This is a genomic window from Paenibacillus sp. 2KB_22, assembly GCF_052115745.1.
Classification (GTDB): Bacteria; Bacillota; Bacilli; order Paenibacillales; family Paenibacillaceae; genus Paenibacillus.
Map to the genome: position 1 here is coordinate 1735846 of NZ_JBFRHG010000001.1, position 26940 is coordinate 1762785.

Consider the following 26940-nt stretch of genomic DNA (forward strand, 5'->3'; position numbering starts at 1 on the left):
CCGGCTGCGTTCGGGGAGAGACCGCGCACCGGGTTCAAAATTAATTACTGAACGATTACTAGAATTTCTCGTTTAGCTCATCCAGATAAGGTTGAACCAGGGACATTTTACTGTTCACCCATTCTTTCCAGTTTGCTTCCAGATCTCCGTTTTTGAGGATCAGGTTGGCATATTCGTTCTGGTAATCGAATGAAGCCTGACTCTTAGCTTTGGAATCGTATAGGTTGACATCCCAATCGTATTCTGCAAGCGAATTGCCTTCTGTACCGAGTTTTGCTTTTTCTTGGAACAATTTCACGGCTCTGTCACGGTAATCCTTTTTGATTGCTGGGTTTACAACACTGAAGTCGTCACCGAGCAGGTATAGACCTTCGAAGCGTGCTGGGTATTTATCTTCCAATACTGTTCCTTCTGGCAACAAGCTAACCAATTCTTGGTTCTCATCATATTTCCAATCCGTTCCTTCAAAGCCCATGTTGATGAGCAACTGTCCTTCTTTTGTTGCGGAGTAATCGATCAGATCCATGATCCGTTCGAATTTCTCGTCACTGATGTCCGGATTGAAGATCAATGCAGACCAGAAGTTGGCTTGCTCCATGTTACGGTATTTACCGTCATCGCCCACTACGATTGCTGTGTGTACCAGTTCATCACTATTTACACCCAGATTTTTTTTCATATCAGAATCCAGACCTTGTCTGTACGAAGCCAGTCCGCCCAGACTTGTTACAGCAGCTGTTCCTGTTACTTTGAAGTTGTTTTGACCTTCATTGTTTTTCCATGTGTAGAACTCAGGATTGAGCAATCCATCTTTATACGCTTTTTGCATCAATTTAAGCCCTGTCAGCGTTTCAGGATCTGCTGGTCCCCAGTGGAACTTGCCATCTTCACCTTTGTAGAACGGTGTGTCGGTCATGGCATGTACGCTGTTTGGCATAATCATGTTTGTCATGGCATCTGCTGCATTGTAGGACAGAGGTACAAGTTTGTTACCTACTTTGCCTGGATCTTTTTCTTTCACTAGCGCAGCATATTCGTTCAATTCGGTTGTTGTATAAGCATCTTTCAGTTCAAAACCAACCGCTTCAGCCCAGTCTTTACGAAGGGCAATGACACCAATTTGGTTCGTCAGTGGGTCAGCCGGTTTGTTCTCGAAATAGATTGGTCTAGGCAGGACGTATGTTCCACCTGTCAATTCTTCCAGCTTGTCTCCAAGACCCGTCAAATTGTAAGCTGCTGCAACGTTAGGCCAGCGTTCTTTCCAGTCATCCGGGAATTTGTAGAACAAACCTTGTTCAATGCTGTTAATGGCATCGCCATGTACGTAGTTCCATACCGCTACATCCGGCAAGTCGCCAGAGTTAATCCACAGACGAAGCTTCTCGCCCCATGAATCCCAATCGATATAGTTGTAGTCCCATGTTACATTGAATTTGTCTGTCCAGAACTTGTGGAATTCATTATCCAAGTTCCCGTTTTTGATTTCTGTCAGGTTAGCTACAGAGATGGTCAGGTTATCTTTGTAATTTCCCTCTGCATCTTTTTCGTTACCACCTGAAGCTCCTTGGCTGGAACAAGCGGTCACCATCAGCATAACTACACTAAGCGTGATGGCAAAGAGAGCTCTTACTGACAACTTTTTGTTCGTTTTCATGTTTTACCCCCATGTTTTTTTAGTCAAATTTGATTGCAAAATCCTATACGTATAATCAGGTCTTGATTGCCCCTGTTAATACCCCTTTGGCAAAGTGTTTTTGCAGCATTGGGAAGAAACACATAATGGGTACCATGGTGACAAATACAGCTGCCATCTTCATGCCCATGGAGAAGTTGCTTGCCTGGGCAGCATCCACACTGGATGCATTCGATGCATTCGTCGTAGATGTCACGATAATGTTTCTGAGTACATTCTGGAGCGGTAACTGATCCGCTTTTCGAAGGAATATCATCGCATCGTACCAACTGTTCCAGTAAGCCACACCGTAGAACAACGTGATTGTAGCCATAATGGGTGTAGCCAGCGGAAGAACAACAGAGAACAGAATTCTCCACTCTCCTGCTCCATCCAGTCTCGCCGATTCCATCAACGATTCAGGCAAGGTGTAGAAGTAGTTCATCATCAGAATCATGTTAAAAGCACTGAAGCTTCCCGCCAGAATAACGGACCAGAGCGTACCTGTAAGATGAAGTGATTTCATGATCAGGTACAGCGGTACGATACCACCATTAAAGATCATGGTGAACAGTACCAGGAAAAAGAGAAATTTCTTAAACGGGAATTTGTTGCGACTAAGGCCATATGCCATGCTTGTTGTCAGGAACAAGCTGAGTGGCAAGCCGATGACTAGCAATATAATTGTATTTTTGTACCCCGACAGAATCGTTCCGTCAGCGAACAACGCCTTGTAGGAATCCAATGTCCATTGTTTAGGGAACATCAAAAATGGATTGTCAGCATATTCTTTCTGTGTTGCAAACGAGATCATGATGACATTCCAGAACGGAATCAGGATCATCAGGGCAAGCACGAGTAATACGGCGAAAATAATGTAATCGAGAAGTGTCATTCTTTCTGTACCAATTCTCGGTTTTTTGTTAGCTTTCTTGCTCATCTCATTTTTCCTCCTCTCTTATCGGAACAAACCGTCTCCGCCAAGCCACTTGGCAAATCTGTCAGCAAGAAGCAGCAAGGCCATATTCACCAAGGAACGGAACAAGCTGACCGCTGTCGAGAATGAGAAGTCAGTTGATGACTGGAACGTAATCCGATAGATATATACATCGAGTACTTCCGATACATTTTTGGTAGCGGCATTTGCCAAGTTGAAGATCTGGTCAAACCCGGAAGACATCAATCCACCAACCGAAAGAATAAACATGATTGTGATGGTTGGAAGGATGTTCGGTAAAGTGATTTTGAACATCTGTTGCATACGGGAAGCCCCGTCGATCTGTGCTGATTCATACTGATCCTGGTCAATACCGGAAATGGCAGCTAAGAATATAATCGCGCCCCATCCACTTGATTTCCAAATATCAGTCAACAGCAACATCGGTACAAAGTTGGATTCGGATCCCAGGAAATTAATTGTTGGCAATCCGAGTAATCCGAGCGCACTGTTTACCAGTCCGTCATATGCCAGCACATTGATGACTACGCCGGATACGATGATCCAGGACAGAAAGTGAGGGAACGTAAGAACGGTTTGGAACAATTTTTTCCCTCTGCGCATCCGCAATTCATTCAACAACAACGCCAGAATGATCGGGAACGGGAACTGAATAATCAGTTTCAGAATATTGATGTACAGCGTACGCCATACCGCGTCAATAAAGGTTGGATCACGGAAAACATATTTGAAGTTCTCGAATCCGCTCCATGGACTTCCCCAGATGCCCAGGTTGGCCTTGTAATCTTTGAATGCCAGAGACAAGCCACCCATCGGCATGTAGGCAAACAGGATTAGCCAGACAAGCCCCGGAATAAGCAGGGTGTATGTCATTCGGTGCTTCCAGATTTCAGTCCAGAGCGAATTGCCCTTCACGTTTCCCTTCAGCTTTTTGCTAGGTCCTTCGGCTGCAGGTTTCACATTGCATCTCCTCACTCTACTTTGGTCTTGTCGTTGTACAGAAAATCAAACATCGTTCTCAGGTGGTGCTCCCAAAATCTCCATTCATGAGCCCCTGGTGTCTCCACATACCGAAAATCAAAGGCAGTCCCCTGCATGTATTTCGCGAAATCGCGATTCATCTCTACGAAGGGGTCACTATCGCCACAGCAACTGAGGATATCCGGTAAAGGAACACCCTGTTCCAGCAGCTTGGCCGACAGTGCGTAAATATCCTGATCGGCTTTTACCTGTAAACGTTCTCCAAAAACCGCTTTCATTTCCTTGATCATGGTCGCTGGCATATGGGGATCATGAAGTCGTGTCTGAATATCCGTTACGCCGGATAATGACACTACTTTGCGATACTTCTCTGGATAAGTTAGTCCACATTTCAGTGCACCATATCCACCCATGGATAGACCGGCGACGTACGTTTTCTCCGGATCAGGATTCAGATTGAGCAGACGCTTGCATACTTCAGGTAACTCCTGAGTGATGTAGTGGAAGTAATTCAGGCCGTATTCCATATCGGTGTAATAGCTTCGATTCGCTTCCGGCATAATGATGGTACAACCATATTGCGCTGCATACATCTCAATGGTGGTTAATCGCTGCCAGGTGCTCGCATTATCGCCTGCTCCGTGCAACAGATATAGTGTACCGCCTGAAGTCTCTCCGGAGTCACTGGACACAACATGTATGCTGGTATTCATGCATAAGGTTGGCGATCCAGTTTCGATCGTTATATGTGCCATAATGTAACCCCTCTCATCATCGCCTGCTGTCTTTACTCTTTCGTCTCTCTGGCGTTGGATTGCAGGCTGTTGTAGATTCCCTTGTATTACGATGGGTTATCGAAACGATTTTCTCGAATCGTTTCAAAACATAGCCAACGTTGATTCACTTGGTCTTCATTACAACACTTTTAATGTGGAAGCGATTTCTTCGAATCGTTTCGAATAAATCATAAGCCCGATGAGTAAATCCTGTCAATAACCTTTTTACAAATTTCGCGTTATTTTCTCGAAAAAATGCTTTTTTACGTCTAAATTTGCGCCGAAAGACACTATTATTACGAAAAAATGAAATTTTAGTCAGTGTTATTACAACTTTAATTGACACCAAACCCGGTTTATACTAACATGAGTTCTGATTTTGCATTCAAATTACGGAAACGTTTCACCAACCGATTTTACTCAGGTTTCACCTGATATTAGGGAGGTTAATTATGTCTGAGCAACTCAAAGGTTTCATTCAAATGATTACTGAGCAACAATTGAACGTTTTCTCCATTCGCATACTTCAAAAAGGGCATCTGCTTGCCCATTGGGACAGGGATAGGGATCAGCGCCGTGTACAACATTCCATAAGTAAATCCTTCACATGCATGGCCGTTGGTCTTGCGCTTGAAGAAGGTCTGTTACATCTGGATGCCACACTTGGTGATTATTTCACCCATAATCATGTATCGAGTGCACATTACAATCTCCCATCTCCACAGGAATTGAAGTTACGTGACCTGCTCCGAATGTCTTCCGGTCATGATTCGCCGCCTCTTTGGGCTGATGAACGAGCTTCTTTGACCGAGAAAGATTGGGCGAAATACTATATGTCTCTCCCTCTGGACCGGATGCCCGGAGAACAATTTACATACAGCAGTGGGGATACGTTTATGATCTCAGCCATGCTGCAGGCAGCTACCGGCCAAACCGTGAAAGATTACCTGACTCCGCGATTATTTGAGCCTCTTGGCATTCATGATGTAGAATGGGAAACCTCTCCACTGGGAGTAACACTCGGCTGTGCAGGTCTTTGGATAAGCAATGAGGAACTGAGTCGATTTGGCCAGTTACTGCTCCAGGAAGGCCTTTGGGAAGGCACACAGCTTATACCTGCGGATTGGATCAGACAGGCTACGTCCCGGCAGATCGAAACGACTGGAGACGGTGATTGGGGAGAAGGTTACGGATATCAGTTCTGGATGTGTTCCCATGAGGCTTACCGCGCCGATGGCGCCTATGGTCAGTTATGTATCATCCTTCCCTCAAAGGAAGCTGTCATATGTATTAACAGTGAGGAAGAAAACATGCAAGGTATTCTGAATGCCGTTTGGGATGAGATTTTACCTATATGCAATCAACGTTAAATTTCATATTCTTCTTTTATTCCCTTGGAACCGAACCATGCACTGGATATTGAAAACAAAAAAAACACCACGGGGTTAATAACCCCATGGCGTTACTTCTTATCCGTGCTGTGGAAGCTGAGTCATTTCATCTAAACATTGTGCGCATATGTAACGCTCTTTGAACTCGTTGACTTCCTCGATGGATCCGCAGAAAATACATTTTGGACGATATCTCTCCAAGATAATATGGTCCCCTTGTACTAAGATCTCTACAGGATCTCCCTCATTCATTTGATACCTTTTACGCAAAGATTTAGGCAATACGATCCTACCTAATTGGTCAACTTTGCGAACTACTCCAGCTGGCTTCATAGCTACGGCACACCTCTCCTATCTTACTCTAAATTTCTAGGTACATTTGTACTATGTTTATAGATTCGCCAAGATTTTGTCGAATCCTGCTGGAAATAAACATTTTTTGTCCTTTTTTTTGAAAAATGTTTTTTTTCCGAATTCTAGCGTCATTTATAACCTGAAATTATCCTTCTAACCCCGGAAAATTGAGCTGACGCAACGCTTCATATACAATAATTGCTGCCGAATTGGATAGATTTAATGATCTGACATCACCAGTCATTGGCATTTTCATGCATGTATCGGGATTCGCAGCAATTAATTCAGGTGGCAGGCCTTTAGTCTCTTTACCGAAAACGAGGAAATCCCCATCCTGAAAATTAAAGTCACTGTAGCGGTTCTTTGCCTTCGTAGTTGCGTAGAAGAAGCGACCTTCCGGATATTTTTCCTGAACCTCTGCAAATGAGTCGTGGTATTCAATATGAACAGCATGCCAGTAGTCCAGCCCTGCCCGTTTCAATGTAGCATCATCTGTTCGAAATCCGAGTGGACGCACGAGATGCAGATGGGTACCGGTTGCCGCACAAGTACGCGAAATATTGCCTGTGTTCGCCGGAATTTCTGGTTCAACCAGAACGATGTGTAAAGCCATATGTGTTCAATCTCCTTTTCATTTCATGTTGACGACAACCCTCTAATCTTAAAGAAAAGCCCTCCACACGTCAATGTGGAAGGCTCTGGTAAGGCACAGAATTAGACATGAAGGTCCATAACACCGTACCTATACTTAATTATCCATTTGTCTTCTGGAAGTGGCTCATGAAGTCTGTCAGTGCCTTAACACTCTCATAAGGAGCAGCATTGTAAATGGAGGCACGAAGACCACCCACACTGCGATGTCCTTTCAGACCTACGAATCCTTCTTCCTCCGATGCCTTGATGAACTTCTTCTCCAGTTCCTCAGAAGCAAGACGGAAGGTTACATTCATAAGGGAACGATCTTCTGGTTCCACACAACCACGGTAGAAATCACCGGAAGCATCAATTGTGTTATAGAGCAATTCGGCTTTTTTCGTATTTTTTTGCTCAATACCAGCCAATCCACCCTGTTCTTCAATCCATTTCAATACTTCATTCACCATATATACTGAGAAGGATGGCGGCGTATTATACAGAGAGTTATTATCTACATGTGTGCTGTAACGAAGCATGGTTGGAATCGTTTTAGGCGATTCACTCACCAGTTCCTCACGAGCAATCACAACCGTAATTCCCGATGGCCCCAGGTTCTTCTGTGCACCCGCGTAGATCATACCGAACTGATTGAGATCGAATGGTTTACAGAAAATATCACTCGACATATCCGCAATCAGAGGTACTGAACCGGTATCCGGGAATGACTTAAATTGCGTACCTTCGATCGTTTCGTTGGAAGTAAGATGCACATAAGCCGTACGTTCAGGCAAACTCAGATTTGAAACATCCGGCAATTTCATGAATTTCTCTGCTTCCGAAGATGCAGCAACATGCGTCTCGCCGATCAACTTCGCCTCAGACAGAGCCTTCTTGGCCCAGCTGCCGGTCATCACGTAACTTGCAGTCTGCCCTGCCCCAAGCAGGTTCATAGGCAGCATCGCGAATTGAGTGCTTGCACCGCCCTGCAGAAAGAGAACCTTGTATCCTTTGGGATTGCCTAGAAGCGACAACAAGCGCTCCTGAGCTTCATTATGTACAGACTCGTACACCGCTCCACGGTGAGACATCTCCATAATCGACATGCCTGTATTACGAAAATCTACAAATTCCGCCTGTGCACGCTCCAGTACCTCAAGTGGTAACGCCGCAGGTCCTGCATTAAAGTTATACGCTCTTTTTGTCACAAAATCCCCCGCCCTTTCCATCCGTAACTCTGACATACAAACGCATTTTGCACAATTCGATTAGAATCGCTCACGGGTATAAGATATAGACGAATTAAATCATTTCGATCGATATCTTACCTATTGGAAGTCGCTCTATGGATTTGTGCAAAATGCTCTCAAACTAAATATTATCGCTATGATATCAGTATTCTCTATCTGCTTCAAGGGCAATATGCACTGAAGTGTTGAATTCAGGTCATCAAATTCCTTTATCACCCTGCAAAGTTAAAGCACTACATTGTTTAATTCAAGGAAAAGCCTCCGAGAGTGTATCCCGGAGGCTTTAAGTTGGAACAAGAACTGTTCCGACCCCGACCTATTAGCAGTCGAAGTAGAGGCTGTACTCGTGCGGATGAATGCGGATCGCTACTGCTTTCGCTTCATCACGTTTGAGGTTGATGTAGTTTTCAATGAATTCTTTTGTGAATACGCCGCCTTCAGTCAAGAACTCGTTATCCGCTGCCAATGCATCAAGTGCTTCTTCGAGGGAAGCTGGCACACTGCGGATGTTTTCTTTATCTGCATCAGACAGGTCATAGATGTTTTTATCGAGCGGACCATATCCAAGTTCAGTTGGGTTGATTTTGCGTTTGATTCCATCCAGACCAGCCATCAACATTGCGGAGAATGCCAAGTATGGGTTAGCTGTGGAGTCTGGTGTACGGAACTCGATACGACAACCTTTTGGTGTCACAGCTGCAACCGGAATACGAACTGCTGCGGAACGGTTACCTTTGGAATAAACCAGGTTAACCGGTGCTTCGTAACCAGGTACAAGACGTTTGAACGAGTTTGTACTAGGGTTAGTCAAAGCGATCAGTGCCGGAGCATGGTACAGGATACCTCCGATATAGTGCAGAGCCATTTCACTCAGGTTAGCATATCCCGCTTTGTCATAGAACAATGGGGAATCGCCATCAAAGATGGATTGGTGAACGTGCATTCCGCTACCATTATCACCGAACAATGGTTTTGGCATGAATGTTGCTACTTTACCATATTGACGTGCAGTGTTATGCACGATGTATTTGTATGCAAGCAGGTTATCTGCTGTTTTCTTCAGTGTATCAAAACGGAAGTTGATTTCGGCTTGACCGGCTGTCGCCACTTCATGGTGATGACGCTCGATCGACAGGCCCGCTTCTTCCAGAAGGCGACACATTTCGCTACGAATATCTTGTTGTGTATCCACTGGTGCTACTGGAACATATCCGCCTTTAGTGCGTACTTTGAAGCCCAGGTTTCCGCCTTCTTCTTTGCGGTTCGTGTTCCATGAAGCTTCTTCGGAATCTACGTAGTAGGAAGAGCTGTTCGTACCGCTCTCATAACGTACATCGTCGAAGATGAAGAACTCGGATTCAGGTGCAAAGAATGCCGCTGTACCTACACCGCTTTCTTGCAAATAAGCTTCAGCTTTAACAGCGATGCTACGTGGGTCACGCTCATAACGCTCGCCATCTGGAGTGAAGATATCACACATAACATTTAATGTAGGGTGTGCAGTGAACGGATCGACATAAGTCGCTTCAGGGTCTGGCATCATAACCATATCGGACTCTTCAATTCCGCGGAAACCTTGGATAGAAGAACCGTCAAAAGCTACTCCATTTACGAATGTGTCTGCATCAACAGCCGAAGCTGGCAACGAGATGTGATGTGCACGCCCAGCTAAATCTACAAAACGAAAATCTACCCACTCGATGTTGTTCTCTTGAATTGATTTCAATACGTTTTCAACCGACATGTATTCGTCCTCCCAAATATTCCGAACATTAAACAACCCCACTAAGAAAATGTCTAAATTCGAATTTTTTTCTTTCGTCATTATAAATTTTAAAACCTGACATCGTCAATACTTATGTAAGGTATTTTTTGCGATCATGTTAGCTATACTCACATTTTATAAATAACCTAAATTCATATAACAACACATTTAGTATACATTTAACTGGTTTAATGCGGTAAAGCGAACCCTTTTTTATCCTAAATCATGGAAAAAACTTCACATCATAAATGTTTCTTATCACTATTGATTAATAAATACGTTCAAACCTGCAAAATATGCAAAAAACCGAGCATCTATCTGTTTCCGTCGCAATGAACGAGACCAGATGAGATGCCCGGATGATAATCCAGACCTTGACTATGAATACTTACTACACACCTACACGTGCCGGGAAAAATTCTGCTGGTTGTTTAGCTGTACTGAATGATTTACCCACGATTGGTGCCAATTTCTCCAGATCCTGCAACAGGTTGGCGAATTGGTCAGGGAACAAAGATTGCACTCCATCTCCTGTCATGGAGTTATCCGGATCGGTATGCATTTCAATAATCAGACCATTGGCACCTGCAGCAACGGAAGCTTTTGTCATCGGCTCCACCAGTTCACGTCGTCCAGTACCATGGCTCGGGTCAGAAATAACCGGTAAATGGCTCAAAGACTGCAGAACAGGGATTGCTGACAGATCAAGCGTATTACGTGTGTAGGATTCAAACGTACGAATACCACGCTCACACAGCATGACATTTGGATTACCACCCGCAAGAATGTATTCAGCCGCATTCAACAACTCATCGTATGTTGCACTGAAGCCACGTTTCAACAATACCGGTTTGCCACACTCACCCAATTTGCGGAGCAGGTCAAAGTTCTGCATGTTACGTGTACCTACTTGCAGAATATCTGCGTACTCGGCGCAAATATCCACATACTCAGGTGTCATGACTTCTGTAATGGTCAGCAGATCATGTTTCTTGCCTGCTTCCGCCATCATGATCAATCCCTCTACGCCCGTTCCCTGGAAGCTGTAAGGACCTGTACGCGGCTTGAATGCACCACCACGTAACACTTGCCCACCAGCAGCTTTCACAAGCCCCGCAATCTCATCAATCTGCGCAGCGGATTCAACTGCACATGGTCCACCCATGACGACAAGTTCTTTTCCGCCAATATCTACACCTTTGATGGAGATCACCGTATCTTCCGGATGGAAGTCACGGCTTGCCAATTTGTAAGATTTCGAGATTTTCACGACATTCTCGACACCTTTCATTTGGCGAAGATGCTCTTGCATTTTAGGTTCAACTTTGCCAATCAAACCAATGATCGTACGATCCTCTCCGCGAGAGATATGCACCTGAAGCCCTTCTTTTTCAATAACTGCAACGATATCCTGAATCTGTTCCTCCGGTGTAGCTTTGCCTGCAATAACGATCATATTAATTCCCATCCTTCCTTGTATAAGAGCACAATAATTTCTTAACGTGCGTCTGATTAAATATAAAAACTCTGTCGCGCTTAAACGCTTGTTCGCTTTTAAGCTTTTATCCATTAAAGTAATTTAACCAAAAAACTCTCCTTCCGTCAAGATATTTATTTTTAAAAATACTGAAAATCTCTCCCTTAAAAAGCCTATATAAATGTAAGAAATATTTTTATCCCTATTCTACATGAGAATAAGAAATATACTTTATCGCTTTAATCTTTACGGCTCCTTTTTACCAAAGAATTTTCATTTTTTTATTTAGAAAAAGTATTTAACAGTAATCGAGATTAAATTTGTAAATAAAATATAAAAAATGGGATAATTGTCCTATACAACAACTTGAATATTTAAATTAAAATGTTATTGTAAGCAGTTACATCATCCGAAAGGTGGCCGTAGTCAATTAATTCAAAAAAACTTTTGGAGTTGAAAAAAATGAATAAGGTACGAACAATAATCTTATGTTTAATTATTATACTGTCAATTTCTAACCCTATAAATGCTTCGGCAGAATCTAAGGCAAGTAATTCAGATGATAACCTAAAAATTGAGACTGCTTCTAACTCGATTCATCTAACTTTAAATGATACTCAGGGTTTGATAACCGTAGAGGATTTAGACCAGAATAATAAAATAATTTATCAAGGAGATAACAACGAAGTTGTTATTGATGATCTAGATTCTAGCACTTTGTATCGATTTAAAGTTAGTTACCTCAGTGAAGAAGGAAATAAAGAAATGTACATTTCAACAGAAACAGATACTAATTCTTACAAAGCTTTAACAAACAGCGATGAATTTAAAATTAAATCTAATGCAGTAGTTTATCCAGAAAAAGTTGTGCTATCATGGGAAGATGTTCCTGGTGTAAATAAATACTCTATATTAAAAAATGGGGTAATGATCTCAGAAACTCAGACAAACAAATTTGTAGATCATTTTGACAACAACGAAGTATATAACACATACGAAATACAATTTGACATTCCACTTACTCCTAGTGAGAAAGAAGAAATTAGAGAATTTTATGCGGGCAAAAACTTCAACTTAGGAACAGAAGAGTTGGAAAATTTATCAAAAAAACCTTATAGTATCATAAAAGTTATAGACGCTTCTATTGTAAATCCCAGTTTATCTTTAGCAGCAGTTAATAACTCTTTTAAATGGACATATAAAACTTTTATACCCATGGAATATGCAGAAGATCCTTGGTACAATGCTGCAACCTGGGGACAGAATATAAAATTCTTTAAAGGTGACAATCGAGGTTTTAGTTCAAGTGCTGAAACTTACAGAACAAAAACTGTAGGAGACAGTATATTTTACACAGATTCCACTACTGCTTCAGAAGCGTTCTATAAGGATGTCTCGACTACTCACGCTTTAGACAAAGATAAAAAGCTTGTAAGTACAAAAACAGACTCTGGGCAGTATATTAACAGAATTATCAATAGTAATACATCTTCTAAAACAGATGTAACTGTGTATCACAAATCGGGAAACCCTTATGCTGTTGCTGGTAATGAAATAGATTATCAAATGAGAGTTATAACTCAAAAAGGAGGGGCTTATAGTTTTGTGGGAACTCATGATCGAGCTCCTGCTCATGAATTATACGTGAGATTGAGCAACGGGACTACCCTTACAATTTTCAATCATCCTCATGAAGGATTCGAATATCTAGGAGCACCTAGTACATTAGCTCGGAATTTCAATATTTCAAATTAAATTTTTAGCGCCTGTTATTATTTAACAGGCGCTGTTATATTAGATAAACAACTTTAATATTAAGGGAGATGGATGAATTTGAGTAGAATAATAAGTTCAATTGCATCCGCTTTATTAGGTTCGATTATATTTACAATTTTTAATACAATGACCAGAAACGTTGAAACGACTTTGTATTATAGTGCTACTTCACTATTCATTACTGGGTTTGCAATTTTATTTTTTTTATTTTTATTTATTGCAACGCCACTATCTTTTTTTTTGGAAAAAAAATTTAAAAATTATTCGTTTTTAACAAAAACTCTTTTGTATTTTGCCACCTGGACTTCTCTAGGAGCATTATTCTTACTTTTTAATCCTTCTAACAGTATGGAGGGAATATTGAAATTTTTGTTAATATCCGGATGTTCAGGCGTTGTTTTTTTTCTTTTCACTCAGCTTACGGACTTCATATCGGTATCAATTAGAAAAGTGAAAAAATAACAAATAAGCTGGATCGGGGAATGTGGCTCGATACCAGCTTATTTGTTACATTTATTTCTAGTTATTTATCTATTCAGCAATTAGATCCTACTTATTTAATTACGTGTTTTTTCTCTAACTGGAGGTAGCAGTTTGCTCATGTTCACGGTACGCTTGATCTCCCACGTCTCCGGTTTGTCATGCTCATACTGCTCCAGGTAAAGGATGACTTCCTTCGTAATCGGTGTTGGTGTTGATGCACCTGAAGTAACCGCCACCTTATTTACACCTTTCAGCCATTCTTGCTGAATCTCGGAGACATCCGATACACGGTAGGCCGTAACCCCCGCGATTTCCTCCGACACTTGCGCCAGACGGTTGGAGTTATTGCTGCGAGGATCACCCACCACGATAACCAGGTCCGCTTGACCTGCCTGTTCAGCGACAGCTTCCTGACGAACCTGAGTTGCGAGGCAAATCTCATTATGAATCTCAGCACCAGGGAACTTCTCCAACAGACGGCTCATGATGTGTTTGATATCCCACTGGCTCATCGTTGTCTGATTCGTAATAAGGATTTTGCCTGGAGGTACGTTCAGTTCTTCGATCTCTTCTTCCTTCTCGATCAGATGAACGAGATCTGGTGCAACGCCTACGGCACCTTCTGGTTCAGGATGATTCTTTTTGCCGATATAGATGATCTGATAACCCTCTGCCGTCTTCTCCCGAATGAGATCATGTGTCTTGGTGACATCAGGGCATGTTGCATCCACTGTTGTCAATCCTTTATCCCTTGCCAGCTTACGCACTTCAGGAGATACACCATGAGCTGTAAAAATAATCGTGCCACTCTCCACTTGGCTCAAAATATCCATCCGGTTGGGACCATCCAATGTAATAATACCTTCATCTTCAAAGGAATCCGTCACATGTTGGTTATGCACAATCATACCCAATATATAAATAGGTCGTGGTAAATCCAGATTGCGTGCCGCTTGACGCGCGAGCACCATCGCATCCACAACGCCGTAACAATATCCCCGCGGCGAAATTCGTAGTACTTCCACTTGGTTGCCACCCGCTTTCTTTCTCGGCAACGTTGCCGATGTAATTGCAGTCCTGTCTATTATACCTTTATTCGATAGGCGGAGCAAAGACAACCGGCAACCAGATAATAAAGGTGGTTCCTTCTCCACGTCTGGTCACAACCTCAACCGATCCGTGGTGTTCCTCAATAATCCACTTCGCAATCGAAAGTCCCAGACCTATGCCCGGTGTAGCCCCACGAGATTCATCTGCCCGATAGAAGCGATCAAAGATGAACGGCACTTCGTCCCGATCCATCCCAATACCGGTGTCGCTGATGCGCAGTCCCACCTGGCCTTTGTATAATACGGCATCCAGCGTCACAGAGCCTTCAGGTGTGTATTTAAACGCATTTTCAATGAAAATAAATAACATCTGTTGCAGATAGTCCTTGCTACCGTTCACATAAATACCATTAAGAATGGCAAAGTCTCCTGGAAGCCATTCTGCCTCACGGTCCAGAAATTGTGCTCTGCGTGCCACTTCCTGTACGAGTATTTGCAGCGGGATCGGATTTAGTTCAATTTTCTGCCCCGTATCCGCTCTCGCCAGCGATAACATGTCGCTGATCAGCCTGCTCATACGTTTTCCCTCGTCCGCCATATCTTCAATGGCTTCCAGCGACATCTGTCTTACCGTTTCTTCATCCAGATTCGGTCGGTCGGTACCCTCTTGATCCCACAGCTTCTTCAGGAAGTCTACGTTCCCGCGAATGGTGGTCAGCGGTGTACGCAGTTCATGCGATGCATCGGATACAAAGCGGCGCTGGGCAGCATTCGTCTCCTCCAAACCGCGGAATGACAATTCTGTACGCTCAAGCATATTATTAACCGTTTCAATCAAACGCCCGATCTCATCCTTAGGCCCCGCATATTGAATACGTACACTTAAGTCATCTCCCGATTGAATCTGGTTCGCAGCATCAATGACATTCACGAGCGGACGCATCGACTTGCGGGCCAGAACGAGACCTGAGGTAATAGCGAGTGCCATCGCTACCAGCCAGCCAAAAACCAAAATATTAAGCAACGCTTCCAGCAAGCGCTCCTGTGAACTTACATTGGCTCCTACCTGAAGAATTCCACGTACTTCATTGGTACCCTGAAGAGAAAGCGGAAGCTGATTCACCAGAAACGGTGTCCCATCCACATAGATCTTGGATATGCCACGCTTTTCAAGAATTTCATTGGATTTCAATACCGGAAACTGAATCTGCAATTTCTTCATATTGCCGGAAATTATGCCCGAACGACTCTGATAATCCCAGAGTTGAATATAGATTTGAGCCTCCTGAAGCTGGCTCTCTGTAAATGGGTCCAGATCCAACGACTGTGAAAGAGGATTAACTCCAATTTGCTCCGTAATCCGGGCACTCTTCACCTTCAATTGCTGTTCGACTTCCTGGTAGGAGTTAAAATAAACAAAGGCATAGATTACAACGCCCCAAAAAATAAGCACAGCCGCCAAAATGCCAGAATACCATGCGGTTAGTCTTAACCGGATGGACATATCAGGAGTCACCTCTCAGAATATAGCCGGCTCCCCGGATGGTCTGAATTAGACGTTTGCCACCGTATTCTTCGGTCTTCTGTCTGAGCATGGCAATGTACACTTCAAGCACGTTAGACTCACCGCTGTAATCATAACCCCAGATTTTATCCATAATGAGATCACGGGAAAGTACCCGTCTTGGATTTTGCATAAACAGATTCAACAACTCGAATTCCTTGGCAGTCAGCTCCAGGCGTTGCCCATCTCGAAGTACTTCACGTGAATCATTGTCCAAAATGATATCTTCATACATCAAGCGGTTGTCCGGCGTACCCGCGCTATCTGACTTGCGGCGCAGCAGTGCACGGACACGTGCCAATAATTCTTCCAACGCAAAAGGTTTTACAAGGTAGTCATCGGCTCCCGTGTCCAGTCCAGTTACCCGGCTCTGTACTTCATCCTTGGCCGTCAGCATTAGCACAGGCACTTTGCTGCCTGCTTCTCTCAATCTGCGGCATACCTCAAATCCGTCAATCTGCGGCATCATCACATCCAGCACAACGATGTCCGGCTCCTTGTCCATCAGTTTACTGAGGCCTTCGGCTCCATTGGAAGCAGTCTGTACCTCATATCCTTCAAAAGCCAGCCCCCGGCGGAGCATGGATACAATTTTTTCGTCATCATCCACAATCAAAATAGTTGAGCGCATGGTCTTTCTCCTTTATCCTAACGTTTTATCCCATTGTAACAGGCAGAAGCACAATCTGCATCTTCAAGTAGGCGTCCCCAATTCGTCCCTGGTTTCTTGTAACCCTGCTTTATCAGGGCAAAAAAAGCGGAAGGGCCTTCGAACCCTTCCGCTCTTTCAATCCTTACCCGATATTTATGGTTGCTGCTGTTGGGTATCTGTTGTTTGTGAAGTATCAAAATCATTTTTATTGCCGATTTTGATTTTCAAATCCATTTTCTTACCGTCACGCACCACGTTCAATGTCACTTCACTGCCGATTTTCTGTTTCTTGATAAAATCAATCAGATCCTGACTTGTGGCGTACGGCGTACCGTTGGCACCTGTGATGATGTCATATGCACGAAGATCTGCTTGGTAAGCCGGTGATTGGAAGATCGTGCTGGCTACGACAGAACCTTCGGTAATGTCTGTTCCCATCTGTTTAGCAACTTCAGGCGTGAGAGCCATCAGAGATGCACCGATAAATGGTACTGGCTCTTTGGGAACTTCTTTGTTCTCTTTGAGATATTTAACGGCTTCAGAGATAACGCTCGATGGGATCGCAAAGCCAATCCCTTGTGCATCTGCGCTTACTGCCACGTTCATTCCGATAACTTCCCCATTCAGGTTAAGCAACGGACCACCGGAGTTACCCGGATTAATCGAAGCATCTGTTTGCAGCAAATGGCTGTACTCACGTGTTTTTCCTGTTTCTTCATCTGGAATGCTGATGGTACGTTCTTTGGCACTCAGCACACCTGCTGTAACTGTGTGTTCGAATCCTTCAGGGTTACCAATCGCTACAAGCCACTCACCGACCTGAGTACTATTGGAATCCCCCAGTGGAGCTACAGGGAACGCATCGTCACCACTGTTTTTCTCAATTTTCAGTACAGCTAAATCCAGATCGAAGCTGCTTCCCAGCAGTTTAGCTTCATACGGTTTACTGTTGTTCTCCAGCGTTACCTGGATTACGTCCGCACCCTGAACTACGTGTTGATTCGTCAGAATATATCCTTCTTTGTCAAAGATAAATCCGGAACCAATGCCTAGTGGTACCAATTGATTACTGCCTTGCTGTTGTTGCTGGCTCTGGCCTTGATTGCCTTCCGTTCCGCCCCCATTACCGAAGAAGTATTGGTACAACGGATCACTTGTATTCGATCCACCCTGCCCCATTCCTGTACGGGAGGACTGCTTCGCGAGTGTTTCGATTTTGACGACAGCTGGACTCGTACTCGTCACTACGGAAGAAACATCTTCTTTGCCGGTTGGCAGTAACGATGCTGTCACATTGTTGCCTCCGCCTGTGTTGGTGGACGCTTCCTGTCCCGAGCTTTGATTACCTGTGTTCGTAAGTGCAGTCTCTGGTGTGAACATGTTTGTTCTATCGGCTGTGTACATGAGAACGGTAATGACCAGCATGCCGGCAATAAAAGAGAACAACAGTGATCTTACGGATGAACGCGGCTTGCGGTTATTATAGTTCCAGTTGCCTTTGCCGCCATTCCCTTGATCTCCACCATTACCTGAGCCGTTTCCACCGCCTCCTGTTGATCTTGTCGCTTGCTCGGAGGATTGATTATTGTAGTAAGTAGGTACGGGTCTCACCGGATCAGGTTTTGTAATCTCTACATTTCCTTCTTCACGTTGATTATTGCTTCCCATGTGGTTTGCTGTATCTTCCTGATTCACGGACTGAAAAGGTCCATAAGAATAATAATAGGAGGATTCGTCCGTTCCGGAAGAATTGCGATTCTCCGTTTGTTTGGTTTCGTTTTCCTCGTCTTGACGGTTCGATCTATAATTGCGTTCGTCCATGCCTCTCTACCTCCCAATCTCTTATTCCCAAGAGATATTCTTTAACTGTCCTTATTTTGTACTTTAAACCTTAACCGTACCTTAAAAACAATTAAAAAGGAGATAAAAGCACGGAAGAATAGATTGTTTTCCCCGTCATGACGGGATTTTATCCTTTCGTTTTCACCCAGCCCTGACGATGCGCATAGATTGCCAATTGTGTTCGATCGTCCATCTCACATTTCATCAGCAGGTTGCTCACATGTGTTTTGACGGTTTTGATACTGATATGTAATTCTTCTCCAATGTCTTTGTTGGTCTTCCCCTCTGCAATAAGCAACAGCACTTCCTTTTCCCGTTCAGTCAGACCTGATTCACTCTCTCTCGCTGTACGTTGCCTGATTCCCCGAGTTAGTGCCTGAGACACATCACCTGTCATAACAGGCATGCCTCTGTAAGCCCCTTGAAGAGCATAGATCAATTCTTCAGCAGAGACTGTCTTGAGCACATAACTTACCGCACCCGCTTCAATCGCTTGCACAACAAGATCATCCTCCAGGAAACTGGTGAGCATCACGATCTTCATCCCTGGAAATTCAGTCATGATGGCTTGTGTTGCTTCAGCGCCATTCATGATCGGCATCATCAGATCCATGAGGATCAAGTCGGGCATTTCATTATCATTTAATTTACGCAACTGATCGAGCGCATCCTGCCCATGGCCTGCTTCCCCCATCACATGAAAAGTTGGTTCCAGCATCAGATACGTTTTCAACCCCATTCGTACCATGTCATGGTCATCCACAATCATTACGTTTACTTTCCCACTCATTCCGTCTCCCCCTTAATTCATTCAGAAACATTCGGAAATTTCGGGATCAATACCCGTACCGTCGTTCCCGCTCCCGGCTTCGATATAATCTGGACTTGCCCCCCAAGCTTCTCGGCCCGTTCACGCATGGTAGATAACCCATATGAACCTGGACGCTCGGCTTGATGTAAAAATCCCTGGCCATCATCGCTGATGCTCATGCTGATCTGATGTTCACTCTCCCGTATGGACAGACTGACCACCCCTGCCTCTGCATGTTTCACAACATTGGCTACCGCCTCCTGAATAACAAGAAACAGCTGGTGCTCAATGGCATCCGAGATTCCGCCATCCAGTTCCAGCTCTTTCACACCTTTAAGACCATTCTGCCGGCAATAATCAGGAAACCAGCTATCCAGTGCCGCGGTGAGATCACGCCCTTCCAGCTCCACCGGTCGAAGTTGGGCAATAAGTCCTCGCATCTGTCGCTGCGCAATATGTGACATCTGAATTAACTGGTCCAGCACTTTACCGCCATGTTCCGGATTCATCTCTAGCAGACGTGGTAAGGATGAAGCCGACATATGCATGGCAAACAGCTGCTGGCTAACCGTGTCATGGAGATCCCTTGCCATTCGTTTGCGCTCTTCAAGCACAGCGCGCTCCGAGGCTTGCTCCTTCTCAATCACTTCCTGCTCACCGAGACGCTGAAGCAGTCTCATCTTTTTCTCAATCGAATCCATCATGACATTGAACTCCTGGTAGACACGACCGAACGAAGCGTCATCCGCTTCAGGCATGCGCACCGCCAGATTACCCTTGGACACTTTCAACATGTTAAGATCAAGCAGGTCGATCTTGCGCTGAAGTCGTAATGCAGCGATATATCCGATGATGACGGTGGCCAGCACAACAACGGCAACATAGGTCCATGCCCGTTGACGGCCAGCCCCCATTAATACCTCTCCATATAATAGATAGAATCCGCCCAGCGTAATCAGACCCGTTAACGCAAAATACATCATCAGTTCCCACTTATTGGCCTTGAGAATTGTTCGAATCATGCATTAACCCACCTTATTAACTTTGACGTCTCCGATAAACACACTTACAATAATACGCACCTTTTTGCTTGCCTCACGATAATGGGCAGTTTCAGCCTGCGCACTACTCAGGAATCCGCCGCGTTTCTGATTCAACAATGACATGTCTCCAATGAATGAATTCGTCGTCACCGTCACACCCAGGTCCATATCTTCTGGTACAAATACTTTCACATCACCAATAAATGAAGAAATGACAATCTTCGTCTCACCGTATGGAATCTGTGCTTTGGTCAAATCAATTACGGTATCTCCGATAAAGGCCGAGATGTTCATCGGTTTCAACGAGAATACTTCCTGTCCCATATACAAATCCCCAATGAACGCTGATTTATTAATGGTATTGCCACTGCCATAATCCCCATAACCATTCCCGTAGTCATCCTCATAATGTTTTTCATATCCAGGATCACTTGAGTTATGCGATTGATATTTCTTCTTATATTGATGCTCTTGTGATGATGAATCTGTTGATCCTGTGAAATGAGGGCCATATGAGGCGCTCTTCTGTTCCTGCTTCGGTTTGCCAAAAGTTTTCTCAAACTGTTCGTCAAACGAAGAGGGCATCTCCAGATCCTCAGGGGACAACGGTTTATAAGGTTGCTCCGGTGCTGGAGGTGGCTGCATTTTGTCATGATGTTTCCGATCACGACGTCGTGGTCCAATCAGTACGAATAATCCTCCGCCAATTAGCATAACCGGGATCAGGTAACGGATGAACTCCCCCATGGAGTAATCAATCCATCCCAGATTACGGGCAAGAAAGTAACCACCAATCCCCAGAACGATGACCGGTCCAATAAAAGCATAACTCCCGTTGCGACGAATCTCGGAGATTCCCTTGGCCCCCCACCAGATTAAAAATAACGGCCAATATGTTCTGAAAATATATCCTACATCAATGTCATATCCCAATTGTCTGAACAAGATCATCGCACCTATAGCAATAAGAGGTATGCCAACCCACCAGCGGTCACGCGTAGATCGTTTCATCGCTCATGTCTCCTTCGTCTTTATTATGTATCCAGTGTAACTCAGACAAGGTAATGAGAACAGCGGCGGCAGGTGGAAGTCATCTCGGTCTCAAGACTGAGCCGGGTGGATTTTATTGTAAAAAATCACATATGTAAAACACCCCGGAGCTTCTGCTCCAGGGTGTCGAATCATCATTGGGTTAATGAATCTTCATTTATTTTTTGTATTTGGATGCTTTGCCTTGACCTTGGCCAGTTTGGCCTGTGTTTTCTACACCGAACTCGGCATTGAATTTTTCATCAGGTGTTTGGAAATTATCTTGAACTTTGTTTTGAGCGGATTGCTTCACTTTAGATGCTGCATTCTCTTCTCCAAACTCTGCATTGTACTTCTCGTTCGGCGTTTGGTACCCTTGTGATTTTTTAGCCACAACGAATCACCTCTCTCTTCATATTTACGATGCATTGCTGCACCGCGGGGTTCGTCCCCAGTCAGTATTATGTGGAGAGAGCACTTCTGTTATTCATGTTCACATGTGAAATTAAATGGCCTTGTCCAGCCAAGAATCCGGTACAGATTTGTACACATTGATCGCATCGGCCAAATCGCTGAGCATCTTTTCTGTACACTTTCCAGCGCCTTGCCTGATCACCTGTACCTCTACATCCTTTTTACCCCACTCCTTATACACTTGCTTGGTTGTCGGGAAATACAGATCAATTTTATTGCCTTTGATCGCCGAACCGGTATCTGCAACAATCCCGTATCCATAGCCCGGAATATACAGAATGGAGCCCATTGGAAACAACTTCGGATCAGCTGCAATCGTGGAGACGGTTTCTTTATCACGGCGTACTTTTACACCGGAATACGTAATTCCGTATTGTGGATGTTTGGGGCCTTTTCCTGTAGACTCTACACCTGCCGTATATCCCGTTGCTGTCACCTTCTGTGTACCCAGTACCTGTTCTGAACGTGGGGCCAGCACAGGCATAGATGGATTACCCACTTCTTTATCTGGAAGCTCAGGCCTTGGAATGACCATCGGTTGTGGTGACCACAGTAAAGCCATGTACACCATGGTTGTCAGCTGGGCCTCATCGCTGTATAGATGGCTGGCCTGTTCCGGAAATTCTTGATCAGGCTTGCTCGAACTCTCAAGCGAAGTCTCACTACTCCGATTTTCGACATGCAGTACTGCACTTTCCTCTTCAAATGTATAAGCATCCGCCTGATTCAGGCTAATCATCATTCCGGCGAACATTACACAACCAACCAGTAAACACCGTATCGTTTTCTTTTGAATTGAGAATTGCTTTTTCATTGTACAACCTCCCCCTCACTGCAAAGGTTTTCCAAAAAGCAATTAATCTATACTTTTTAAAATTGAAAACGACGAAAAAACGCCTGAACAACAAGGGAATTCCCAAGTTATTCAGGCGTCGTAGTGATTGTGCTATGAAATTAACGAGTTGATCAGTCAGTCGTTGAATGGTTCATTTACACCAAACGTGTTGCAATTTCTTCTTTCAACTGAGCGATAATTTCATCGACCGGTTTCATGCCCAGATCGCCTTCTCCACGCTTACGCACGGATACCGCTTCTGCATTACGCTCATTCTCACCGACAACAAACATATAAGGCATTTTCTCAAGCTGCGCCTCACGGATTTTATACCCGAGCTTCTCATTCCGCAGATCAGCTTCAGCAGAGATTCCCGCACGTTTTAGCTTCGCTTCCACTTCACGCGCATAGTCGTCGAAGTTTCCGGATACCGGGATCACTTTTGCCTGAACCGGAGACAACCACAGCGGGAAAGCTCCTGCGAAGTTCTCTAGCAAGAATGCTGTGAAACGTTCCATCGTACTAATTACACCGCGGTGAATAACGACCGGACGATGTTTCTGTCCGTCATCTCCTACATATTCAAGTTCAAAGCGCTCAGGCAACAGGAAGTCCAGTTGAACTGTAGACAGTGTCTCTTCTTTGCCCAGTGCTGTTTTGATCTGCACATCCAGCTTCGGACCATAGAACGCCGCTTCACCTTCTGCTTCATAGAATGGAAGGTCAAGCTCTTCCACAACTTCACGCAGCATGCGTTGGGACATCTCCCACATCTCGTCGTTCTGGAAGTACTTCTCGGTATCCTTCGGATCGCGATAGGACAGACGGAAACGATATTCGTTGATACCAAAATCCTTGTACACGGTTTGAATCAACTCGATAACACGAGCGAACTCTTCTTTGATCTGATCCGGGCGTGCAAAAATGTGTGAGTCATTCAGTGTCATTGCACGTACACGGTGCAGACCTGTTAACGCTCCTGACATTTCATAACGGTGCATCATGCCAAGCTCCGCAATACGGATTGGCAGATCACGGTAGCTGTGCATGCTGGACTTGTACACCATCATATGGTGAGGACAGTTCATTGGACGGAGAACGAGTTCCTCGTTATCCATAACCATTTTCGGGAACATATCTTCCTGGTAGTGCTCCCAGTGTCCAGATGTTTTGTACAATTCCACGTTACCCAGAACCGGTGTGTATACATGCTGGTATCCAAGGCTTTCTTCCAGATCCACAATATAACGCTCCAGCGTACGGCGCAGCTTCGCACCGTTAGGCAACCAGATTGGTAGACCTTGACCAACCAGTTGGGAGAATGTGAATATTTCGAGCTCTTTACCCAGCTTGCGGTGATCCCGTTTGCGAGCTTCTTCAAGGAAGTGCAAATGCTCGTCCAGCTGTGCTTTTTTCACAAAAGCCGTACCATAGATACGTTGAAGCATTTTGTTTTTGCTATCTCCACGCCAGTAAGCACCCGCGACATTCATCAGTTTGAACACTTTGATTTTGCTAGTCGATGGCACGTGAGGACCACGACACAAGTCGAAGAATTCACCTTGCTCATAAATCGTAATCACGCTGTCTTCTGGCAAGTCACGAATCAACTCAAGCTTGTAAGGATCGCCCACTGCTTCGAACGTTTTGATCGCGTCCTCACGGCTAACTTCCTTACGTACAATTGGCAAGTTCTCGTTCACAATACGTTCCATTTCCTTCTCGATCTTTTGCAGATCTTCAGGGTTGAGTGGGTGTTCGAGGTCCATATCATAGTAGAAACCATCTTCGATGACAGGGCCAATACCGAGGCGTACCTCTTGGTTACCATATAAACGTTTCACTGCTTGAGCCATCAAGTGAGCTGTACTATGACGCATCACTTCAAGTCCTTCTGGTGAATCCAAAGTTACGATCTCCACCAATGCTCCTTCATGAAGTGTTGTGGACAAGTCCACCACGATACCATCCAGCTTGCCGGCTACGGCATTTTTGCGCAATCCGCTGCTAATCGAAGCGGCTACGTCCTCAATGGTGCTGCCATCCGCGTACTCTCGTACCGAACCATCCGGTAATTTAATGTTAACTGCCATTTGTCTCATTCCTCCTGTTAATGTAACCTTCATGTCCTAATGTTCATGGATTGATTATCTAATGCTATTCCAATCATTTTGCAAAGGAACGCAAAAAACACCCGTCCCGGCAAAGGGACGAGTGATATATACTCGTGGTTCCACCCTAATTCAGCTGATTCATCCTATTCGGAGACACAGCCCTCATTGGCATGACGATAACGGGCATGACCCGGCAGATCCTTACTCGCGGATAATCCCCAATAAAGGCGATGTTCTAACTCCACTTTCAAAATTGCAGCTACAAAGGGGTAAACCATACGTGATATCCGGAGGAAATTTCAGCCTAGGTTCCTCTCTCTGCACCGATCTTGCGTGTGGTCGTTGTCTTTGTCAACGCTTTTGGTTCAATGGTTCACATGAAAAAATCATGGATCAACAGTTATTATAATTGCCGAGATCACTTGCGTCAAGACCTGTCAACAATCCTGAACGCAGCACTTCACATTCCGGGCAATGATGGCATATTTGCACCTTGTCTTCAAAGATCTGGCATATGGTCGAGATGATCGGCAGATCCGGGGTACGCGTATGCAGCATAACTTTCTCAGGAGAGATCGAGATGAGTGTACTTACAATCATATCTTCAATATCCATCTCCAGTTCCAGACCCGGCATTTCCACAACAACCTGTTCATCCTTTTGTACGGGTAACAGATTAAGTCCAGCATCCAGGACCTGAAATTCATGCATTCCCTTGTGTACAAGATGAACCAGAGGTACTTTGGCTTCTTGAAAAAATACAAAATATTTTAACAGCCCCATAAACTCTTCATACTGCCGATCCATCCAGAACTCATCCAGCGCATACTCCACCAATTCCTGAAGCTCCTGCTTATATGGCCGTATGCGGAAGTTGATAATGCCTTCAAGGTGAAAAAAGTGAACATCCTCCAAATCCTGCCGTAGTCCACTGGCCAATGTAGTACGGCGGCGCTCCCGAAGTCCGGGCTGATCCAGATCACCATTTAATAGAAGTGGCATGCAGATGCGGTTAACCTTCTCCACCTCATGCTCATCCATGACAGAACATGCCTTGGCGATCATATCCTCCACCATGTTCCGTTCTTGTGTCTCCATAATGAAGTCGGCGAGTCCAAGGGAGAGCAGATCACTGATCCGGGGAAGCCATTGCTGGAAGTCTTCGTGATTCTCATTCCCTCTGCACACCCAGGTTGCTCTTCCATCATTATGTTTGAAGGTGAGCCGAAATCCTCTTTTACTTATATGTAAACCTTTGGTTTTTTCCTTGACACAACGATAAAATTGATCAGCTTCCTCTTGCCCCGATACATCGGTCCATACAGCAAACAGTTCCACAAGAATCACTCCTTTCCTTCCTGTTCAAAGTATATGGCAAGGCCGATGGGGATATACGAAGCGGATTGATGGAAAGCGTGTCATGATTTCTCAGTATATTATGAAGAGGTTTGGAGTTAAGACAAAAATGTGTTATTATTTTAATAACAGTATGTTTCACGGAAAAGGAGGGAAGCCAAAATGAGACAACAACCTAGAATACTCCACTACACGATCATTATCATTTTGTGCGTTTTCCAAGCCTTGTGCTTCCCTATTCCGATGCAGTCCGAATCTGCCGTTGGGGTGTCTGTTGACGCAACTTCCAACAAGGAAGTGCTGTTACAAATACCCGAATCCCAGCAGAAACCTGTTATTCGCAAATACCCACAAGTCATGTCCAAGCTGATTGCGGTTACGCATAATAAGCCTGTCTTTCTTGTCCTCGCATTGTTATTGATGCTGCGAATACCTACAACGGGTCTGTCCTTTAAACCGTGGTATTGTCTGTTTAAACGCAGATTATTTCTGCTACCTATTAAGTTTACCAGCATGTATGTATCCCTCACCCCTACAGCACCAAAATACGTAAACGCTCTTCACTAGCCGTTACGACGTATTTACAGGTTGCTTTGCATGGAGACACCTCTGTATTTAAGACGGTGCGCTTGTGCATAACTTATAACCCTTATTG

At 44.4% G+C, this 26940-nt stretch carries 23 protein-coding genes; 3 read left to right on the forward strand and 20 right to left on the reverse strand.

From position 1 onward, the window contains the following. Positions 1 to 58 precede the first annotated feature (58 nt). From AB4111_RS07435 to AB4111_RS07450, 4 genes are read right to left on the reverse strand one after another with little or no spacing between them, the layout of a single operon-like run. Positions 59 to 1654, reverse strand: a complete 1596-nt coding sequence (locus AB4111_RS07435; protein WP_442031013.1) for an ABC transporter substrate-binding protein — start codon at positions 1652 to 1654, stop codon at positions 59 to 61. Between the two features lie 55 nt (positions 1655 to 1709). Next, positions 1710 to 2612, reverse strand: a complete 903-nt coding sequence (locus AB4111_RS07440; protein ID WP_442031014.1) for a carbohydrate ABC transporter permease — start codon at positions 2610 to 2612, stop codon at positions 1710 to 1712. 18 nt (positions 2613 to 2630) lie between these two features. Beyond that, positions 2631 to 3590 carry an ABC transporter permease gene (locus tag AB4111_RS07445; RefSeq protein WP_017689585.1) on the reverse strand — a complete coding sequence of 320 codons (960 nt, stop codon included), beginning with the start codon at positions 3588 to 3590 and terminating at the stop codon, positions 2631 to 2633. Between the two features lie 11 nt (positions 3591 to 3601). Continuing rightward, positions 3602 to 4366 (reverse strand): alpha/beta hydrolase, encoded by a 765-nt coding sequence (locus tag AB4111_RS07450; protein WP_253432868.1) that lies wholly within the window; start codon positions 4364 to 4366, stop codon positions 3602 to 3604. Between the two features lie 473 nt (positions 4367 to 4839). Here AB4111_RS07450 and AB4111_RS07455 point away from each other — a divergent pair, with 473 nt between their 5' ends. Further along, positions 4840 to 5757, forward strand: coding sequence for a serine hydrolase domain-containing protein (locus AB4111_RS07455; RefSeq protein WP_442031015.1), 918 nt, complete (start codon positions 4840 to 4842; stop codon positions 5755 to 5757). A gap of 99 nt (positions 5758 to 5856) precedes the next feature. On the opposite strand, the gene AB4111_RS07460 is transcribed toward AB4111_RS07455, so the two are convergent. From AB4111_RS07460 to aroF, 5 genes are all read right to left on the reverse strand, one after another. Continuing rightward, positions 5857 to 6111: an AbrB/MazE/SpoVT family DNA-binding domain-containing protein gene (locus AB4111_RS07460; protein ID WP_036610032.1), complete on the reverse strand. Its 255-nt coding sequence runs from the start codon at positions 6109 to 6111 to the stop codon at positions 5857 to 5859. 166 nt (positions 6112 to 6277) lie between these two features. Then, positions 6278 to 6745 (reverse strand): tRNA (uridine(34)/cytosine(34)/5-carboxymethylaminomethyluridine(34)-2'-O)-methyltransferase TrmL, encoded by a 468-nt coding sequence (gene trmL / locus AB4111_RS07465; protein ID WP_017689589.1) that lies wholly within the window; start codon positions 6743 to 6745, stop codon positions 6278 to 6280. 139 nt (positions 6746 to 6884) lie between these two features. Next, positions 6885 to 7973: a 3-phosphoserine/phosphohydroxythreonine transaminase gene (gene serC, locus AB4111_RS07470; RefSeq protein WP_253432862.1), complete on the reverse strand. Its 1089-nt coding sequence runs from the start codon at positions 7971 to 7973 to the stop codon at positions 6885 to 6887. A 361-nt stretch (positions 7974 to 8334) separates the two neighbouring features. After that, positions 8335 to 9759 (reverse strand): type I glutamate--ammonia ligase, encoded by a 1425-nt coding sequence (gene glnA, locus AB4111_RS07475; protein ID WP_074094318.1) that lies wholly within the window; start codon positions 9757 to 9759, stop codon positions 8335 to 8337. Between the two features lie 412 nt (positions 9760 to 10171). Beyond that, positions 10172 to 11236: a 3-deoxy-7-phosphoheptulonate synthase gene (gene aroF / locus AB4111_RS07480; protein ID WP_036610039.1), complete on the reverse strand. Its 1065-nt coding sequence runs from the start codon at positions 11234 to 11236 to the stop codon at positions 10172 to 10174. Positions 11237 to 11719: 483 nt separating this feature from the next. On the opposite strand from aroF, the gene AB4111_RS07485 reads away from it, so the two are divergent. Then, positions 11720 to 13012: a DUF3238 domain-containing protein gene (locus tag AB4111_RS07485; protein ID WP_340908664.1), complete on the forward strand. Its 1293-nt coding sequence runs from the start codon at positions 11720 to 11722 to the stop codon at positions 13010 to 13012. A gap of 578 nt (positions 13013 to 13590) precedes the next feature. Here the strand turns inward: AB4111_RS07485 and AB4111_RS07490 are convergent. The 11 genes from AB4111_RS07490 to AB4111_RS07540 all read right to left on the reverse strand — a co-directional run bounded on the left by AB4111_RS07490 (position 13591) and on the right by AB4111_RS07540 (position 26276). Next, positions 13591 to 14541 carry a 4-hydroxy-3-methylbut-2-enyl diphosphate reductase gene (locus tag AB4111_RS07490; RefSeq protein WP_442031016.1) on the reverse strand — a complete coding sequence of 317 codons (951 nt, stop codon included), beginning with the start codon at positions 14539 to 14541 and terminating at the stop codon, positions 13591 to 13593. 67 nt (positions 14542 to 14608) lie between these two features. Beyond that, on the reverse strand, positions 14609 to 16069 hold the full coding sequence (locus AB4111_RS07495) for a sensor histidine kinase (RefSeq protein ID WP_442031017.1): 1461 nt from the start codon (positions 16067 to 16069) through the stop codon (positions 14609 to 14611). A gap of 1 nt (position 16070) precedes the next feature. Continuing rightward, the gene (locus AB4111_RS07500; RefSeq protein ID WP_036610048.1) at positions 16071 to 16760 is read right to left on the reverse strand and encodes a response regulator transcription factor; all 690 of its coding nucleotides are present in this window, start codon (positions 16758 to 16760) and stop codon (positions 16071 to 16073) included. 174 nt (positions 16761 to 16934) lie between these two features. Continuing rightward, the gene (locus AB4111_RS07505; RefSeq protein ID WP_442031018.1) at positions 16935 to 18602 is read right to left on the reverse strand and encodes a S1C family serine protease; all 1668 of its coding nucleotides are present in this window, start codon (positions 18600 to 18602) and stop codon (positions 16935 to 16937) included. Positions 18603 to 18750: 148 nt separating this feature from the next. Next, positions 18751 to 19413: a response regulator transcription factor gene (locus AB4111_RS07510; RefSeq protein ID WP_339240881.1), complete on the reverse strand. Its 663-nt coding sequence runs from the start codon at positions 19411 to 19413 to the stop codon at positions 18751 to 18753. 17 nt (positions 19414 to 19430) lie between these two features. Next, complete coding sequence (locus AB4111_RS07515; RefSeq protein ID WP_442031019.1) at positions 19431 to 20456, reverse strand: histidine kinase; 1026 nt, start codon at positions 20454 to 20456, stop codon at positions 19431 to 19433. 3 nt (positions 20457 to 20459) lie between these two features. Beyond that, a complete protein-coding gene (gene liaF, locus AB4111_RS07520) occupies positions 20460 to 21488 on the reverse strand; it encodes a cell wall-active antibiotics response protein LiaF (RefSeq protein ID WP_442031020.1) in 1029 nt (342 codons plus the stop codon). 196 nt (positions 21489 to 21684) lie between these two features. Then, a complete protein-coding gene (locus AB4111_RS07525) occupies positions 21685 to 21900 on the reverse strand; it encodes a hypothetical protein (protein WP_339240876.1) in 216 nt (71 codons plus the stop codon). Positions 21901 to 22011: 111 nt separating this feature from the next. Then, the gene (locus AB4111_RS07530) at positions 22012 to 22542 is read right to left on the reverse strand and encodes a 3D domain-containing protein (protein WP_442031596.1); all 531 of its coding nucleotides are present in this window, start codon (positions 22540 to 22542) and stop codon (positions 22012 to 22014) included. A gap of 428 nt (positions 22543 to 22970) precedes the next feature. Then, positions 22971 to 24908: a threonine--tRNA ligase gene (gene thrS / locus AB4111_RS07535; RefSeq protein ID WP_442031021.1), complete on the reverse strand. Its 1938-nt coding sequence runs from the start codon at positions 24906 to 24908 to the stop codon at positions 22971 to 22973. Positions 24909 to 25322: 414 nt separating this feature from the next. Continuing rightward, positions 25323 to 26276, reverse strand: a complete 954-nt coding sequence (locus AB4111_RS07540) for a putative sporulation protein YtxC (RefSeq protein WP_076330275.1) — start codon at positions 26274 to 26276, stop codon at positions 25323 to 25325. 171 nt (positions 26277 to 26447) lie between these two features. Between AB4111_RS07540 and AB4111_RS07545 the strand changes: the two genes are divergently transcribed. Then, the gene (locus tag AB4111_RS07545; RefSeq protein WP_253432835.1) at positions 26448 to 26852 is read left to right on the forward strand and encodes a hypothetical protein; all 405 of its coding nucleotides are present in this window, start codon (positions 26448 to 26450) and stop codon (positions 26850 to 26852) included. Positions 26853 to 26940 lie beyond the last annotated feature (88 nt).

What these genes read in the sequence shown, in the direction of transcription:
- AB4111_RS07450 (WP_253432868.1), bottom strand. Translation starts at nt 4,366, where the DNA reads ATGGCACATATAACGATCGAAACTGGATCGCCAACCTTATGCATGAAT.
- AB4111_RS07495 (WP_442031017.1), bottom strand. Translation starts at nt 16,069, where the DNA reads ATGTCCATCCGGTTAAGACTAACCGCATGGTATTCTGGCATTTTGGCG.
- AB4111_RS07435 (WP_442031013.1), bottom strand. Translation starts at nt 1,654, where the DNA reads ATGAAAACGAACAAAAAGTTGTCAGTAAGAGCTCTCTTTGCCATCACG.
- AB4111_RS07485 (WP_340908664.1), top strand. Translation starts at nt 11,720, where the DNA reads ATGAATAAGGTACGAACAATAATCTTATGTTTAATTATTATACTGTCA.
- thrS (WP_442031021.1), bottom strand. Translation starts at nt 24,908, where the DNA reads ATGGCAGTTAACATTAAATTACCGGATGGTTCGGTACGAGAGTACGCG.
- glnA (WP_074094318.1), bottom strand. Translation starts at nt 9,759, where the DNA reads ATGTCGGTTGAAAACGTATTGAAATCAATTCAAGAGAACAACATCGAG.
- AB4111_RS07500 (WP_036610048.1), bottom strand. Translation starts at nt 16,760, where the DNA reads ATGCGCTCAACTATTTTGATTGTGGATGATGACGAAAAAATTGTATCC.
- liaF (WP_442031020.1), bottom strand. Translation starts at nt 21,488, where the DNA reads ATGAAACGATCTACGCGTGACCGCTGGTGGGTTGGCATACCTCTTATT.
- AB4111_RS07530 (WP_442031596.1), bottom strand. Translation starts at nt 22,542, where the DNA reads ATGGCTTTACTGTGGTCACCACAACCGATGGTCATTCCAAGGCCTGAG.
- AB4111_RS07440 (WP_442031014.1), bottom strand. Translation starts at nt 2,612, where the DNA reads ATGAGCAAGAAAGCTAACAAAAAACCGAGAATTGGTACAGAAAGAATG.
- AB4111_RS07545 (WP_253432835.1), top strand. Translation starts at nt 26,448, where the DNA reads ATGAGACAACAACCTAGAATACTCCACTACACGATCATTATCATTTTG.
- AB4111_RS07455 (WP_442031015.1), top strand. Translation starts at nt 4,840, where the DNA reads ATGTCTGAGCAACTCAAAGGTTTCATTCAAATGATTACTGAGCAACAA.
- trmL (WP_017689589.1), bottom strand. Translation starts at nt 6,745, where the DNA reads ATGGCTTTACACATCGTTCTGGTTGAACCAGAAATTCCGGCGAACACA.
- AB4111_RS07515 (WP_442031019.1), bottom strand. Translation starts at nt 20,456, where the DNA reads ATGATTCGAACAATTCTCAAGGCCAATAAGTGGGAACTGATGATGTAT.
- aroF (WP_036610039.1), bottom strand. Translation starts at nt 11,236, where the DNA reads ATGATCGTTATTGCAGGCAAAGCTACACCGGAGGAACAGATTCAGGAT.
- AB4111_RS07505 (WP_442031018.1), bottom strand. Translation starts at nt 18,602, where the DNA reads ATGGACGAACGCAATTATAGATCGAACCGTCAAGACGAGGAAAACGAA.
- AB4111_RS07510 (WP_339240881.1), bottom strand. Translation starts at nt 19,413, where the DNA reads ATGAGTGGGAAAGTAAACGTAATGATTGTGGATGACCATGACATGGTA.
- AB4111_RS07460 (WP_036610032.1), bottom strand. Translation starts at nt 6,111, where the DNA reads ATGAAGCCAGCTGGAGTAGTTCGCAAAGTTGACCAATTAGGTAGGATC.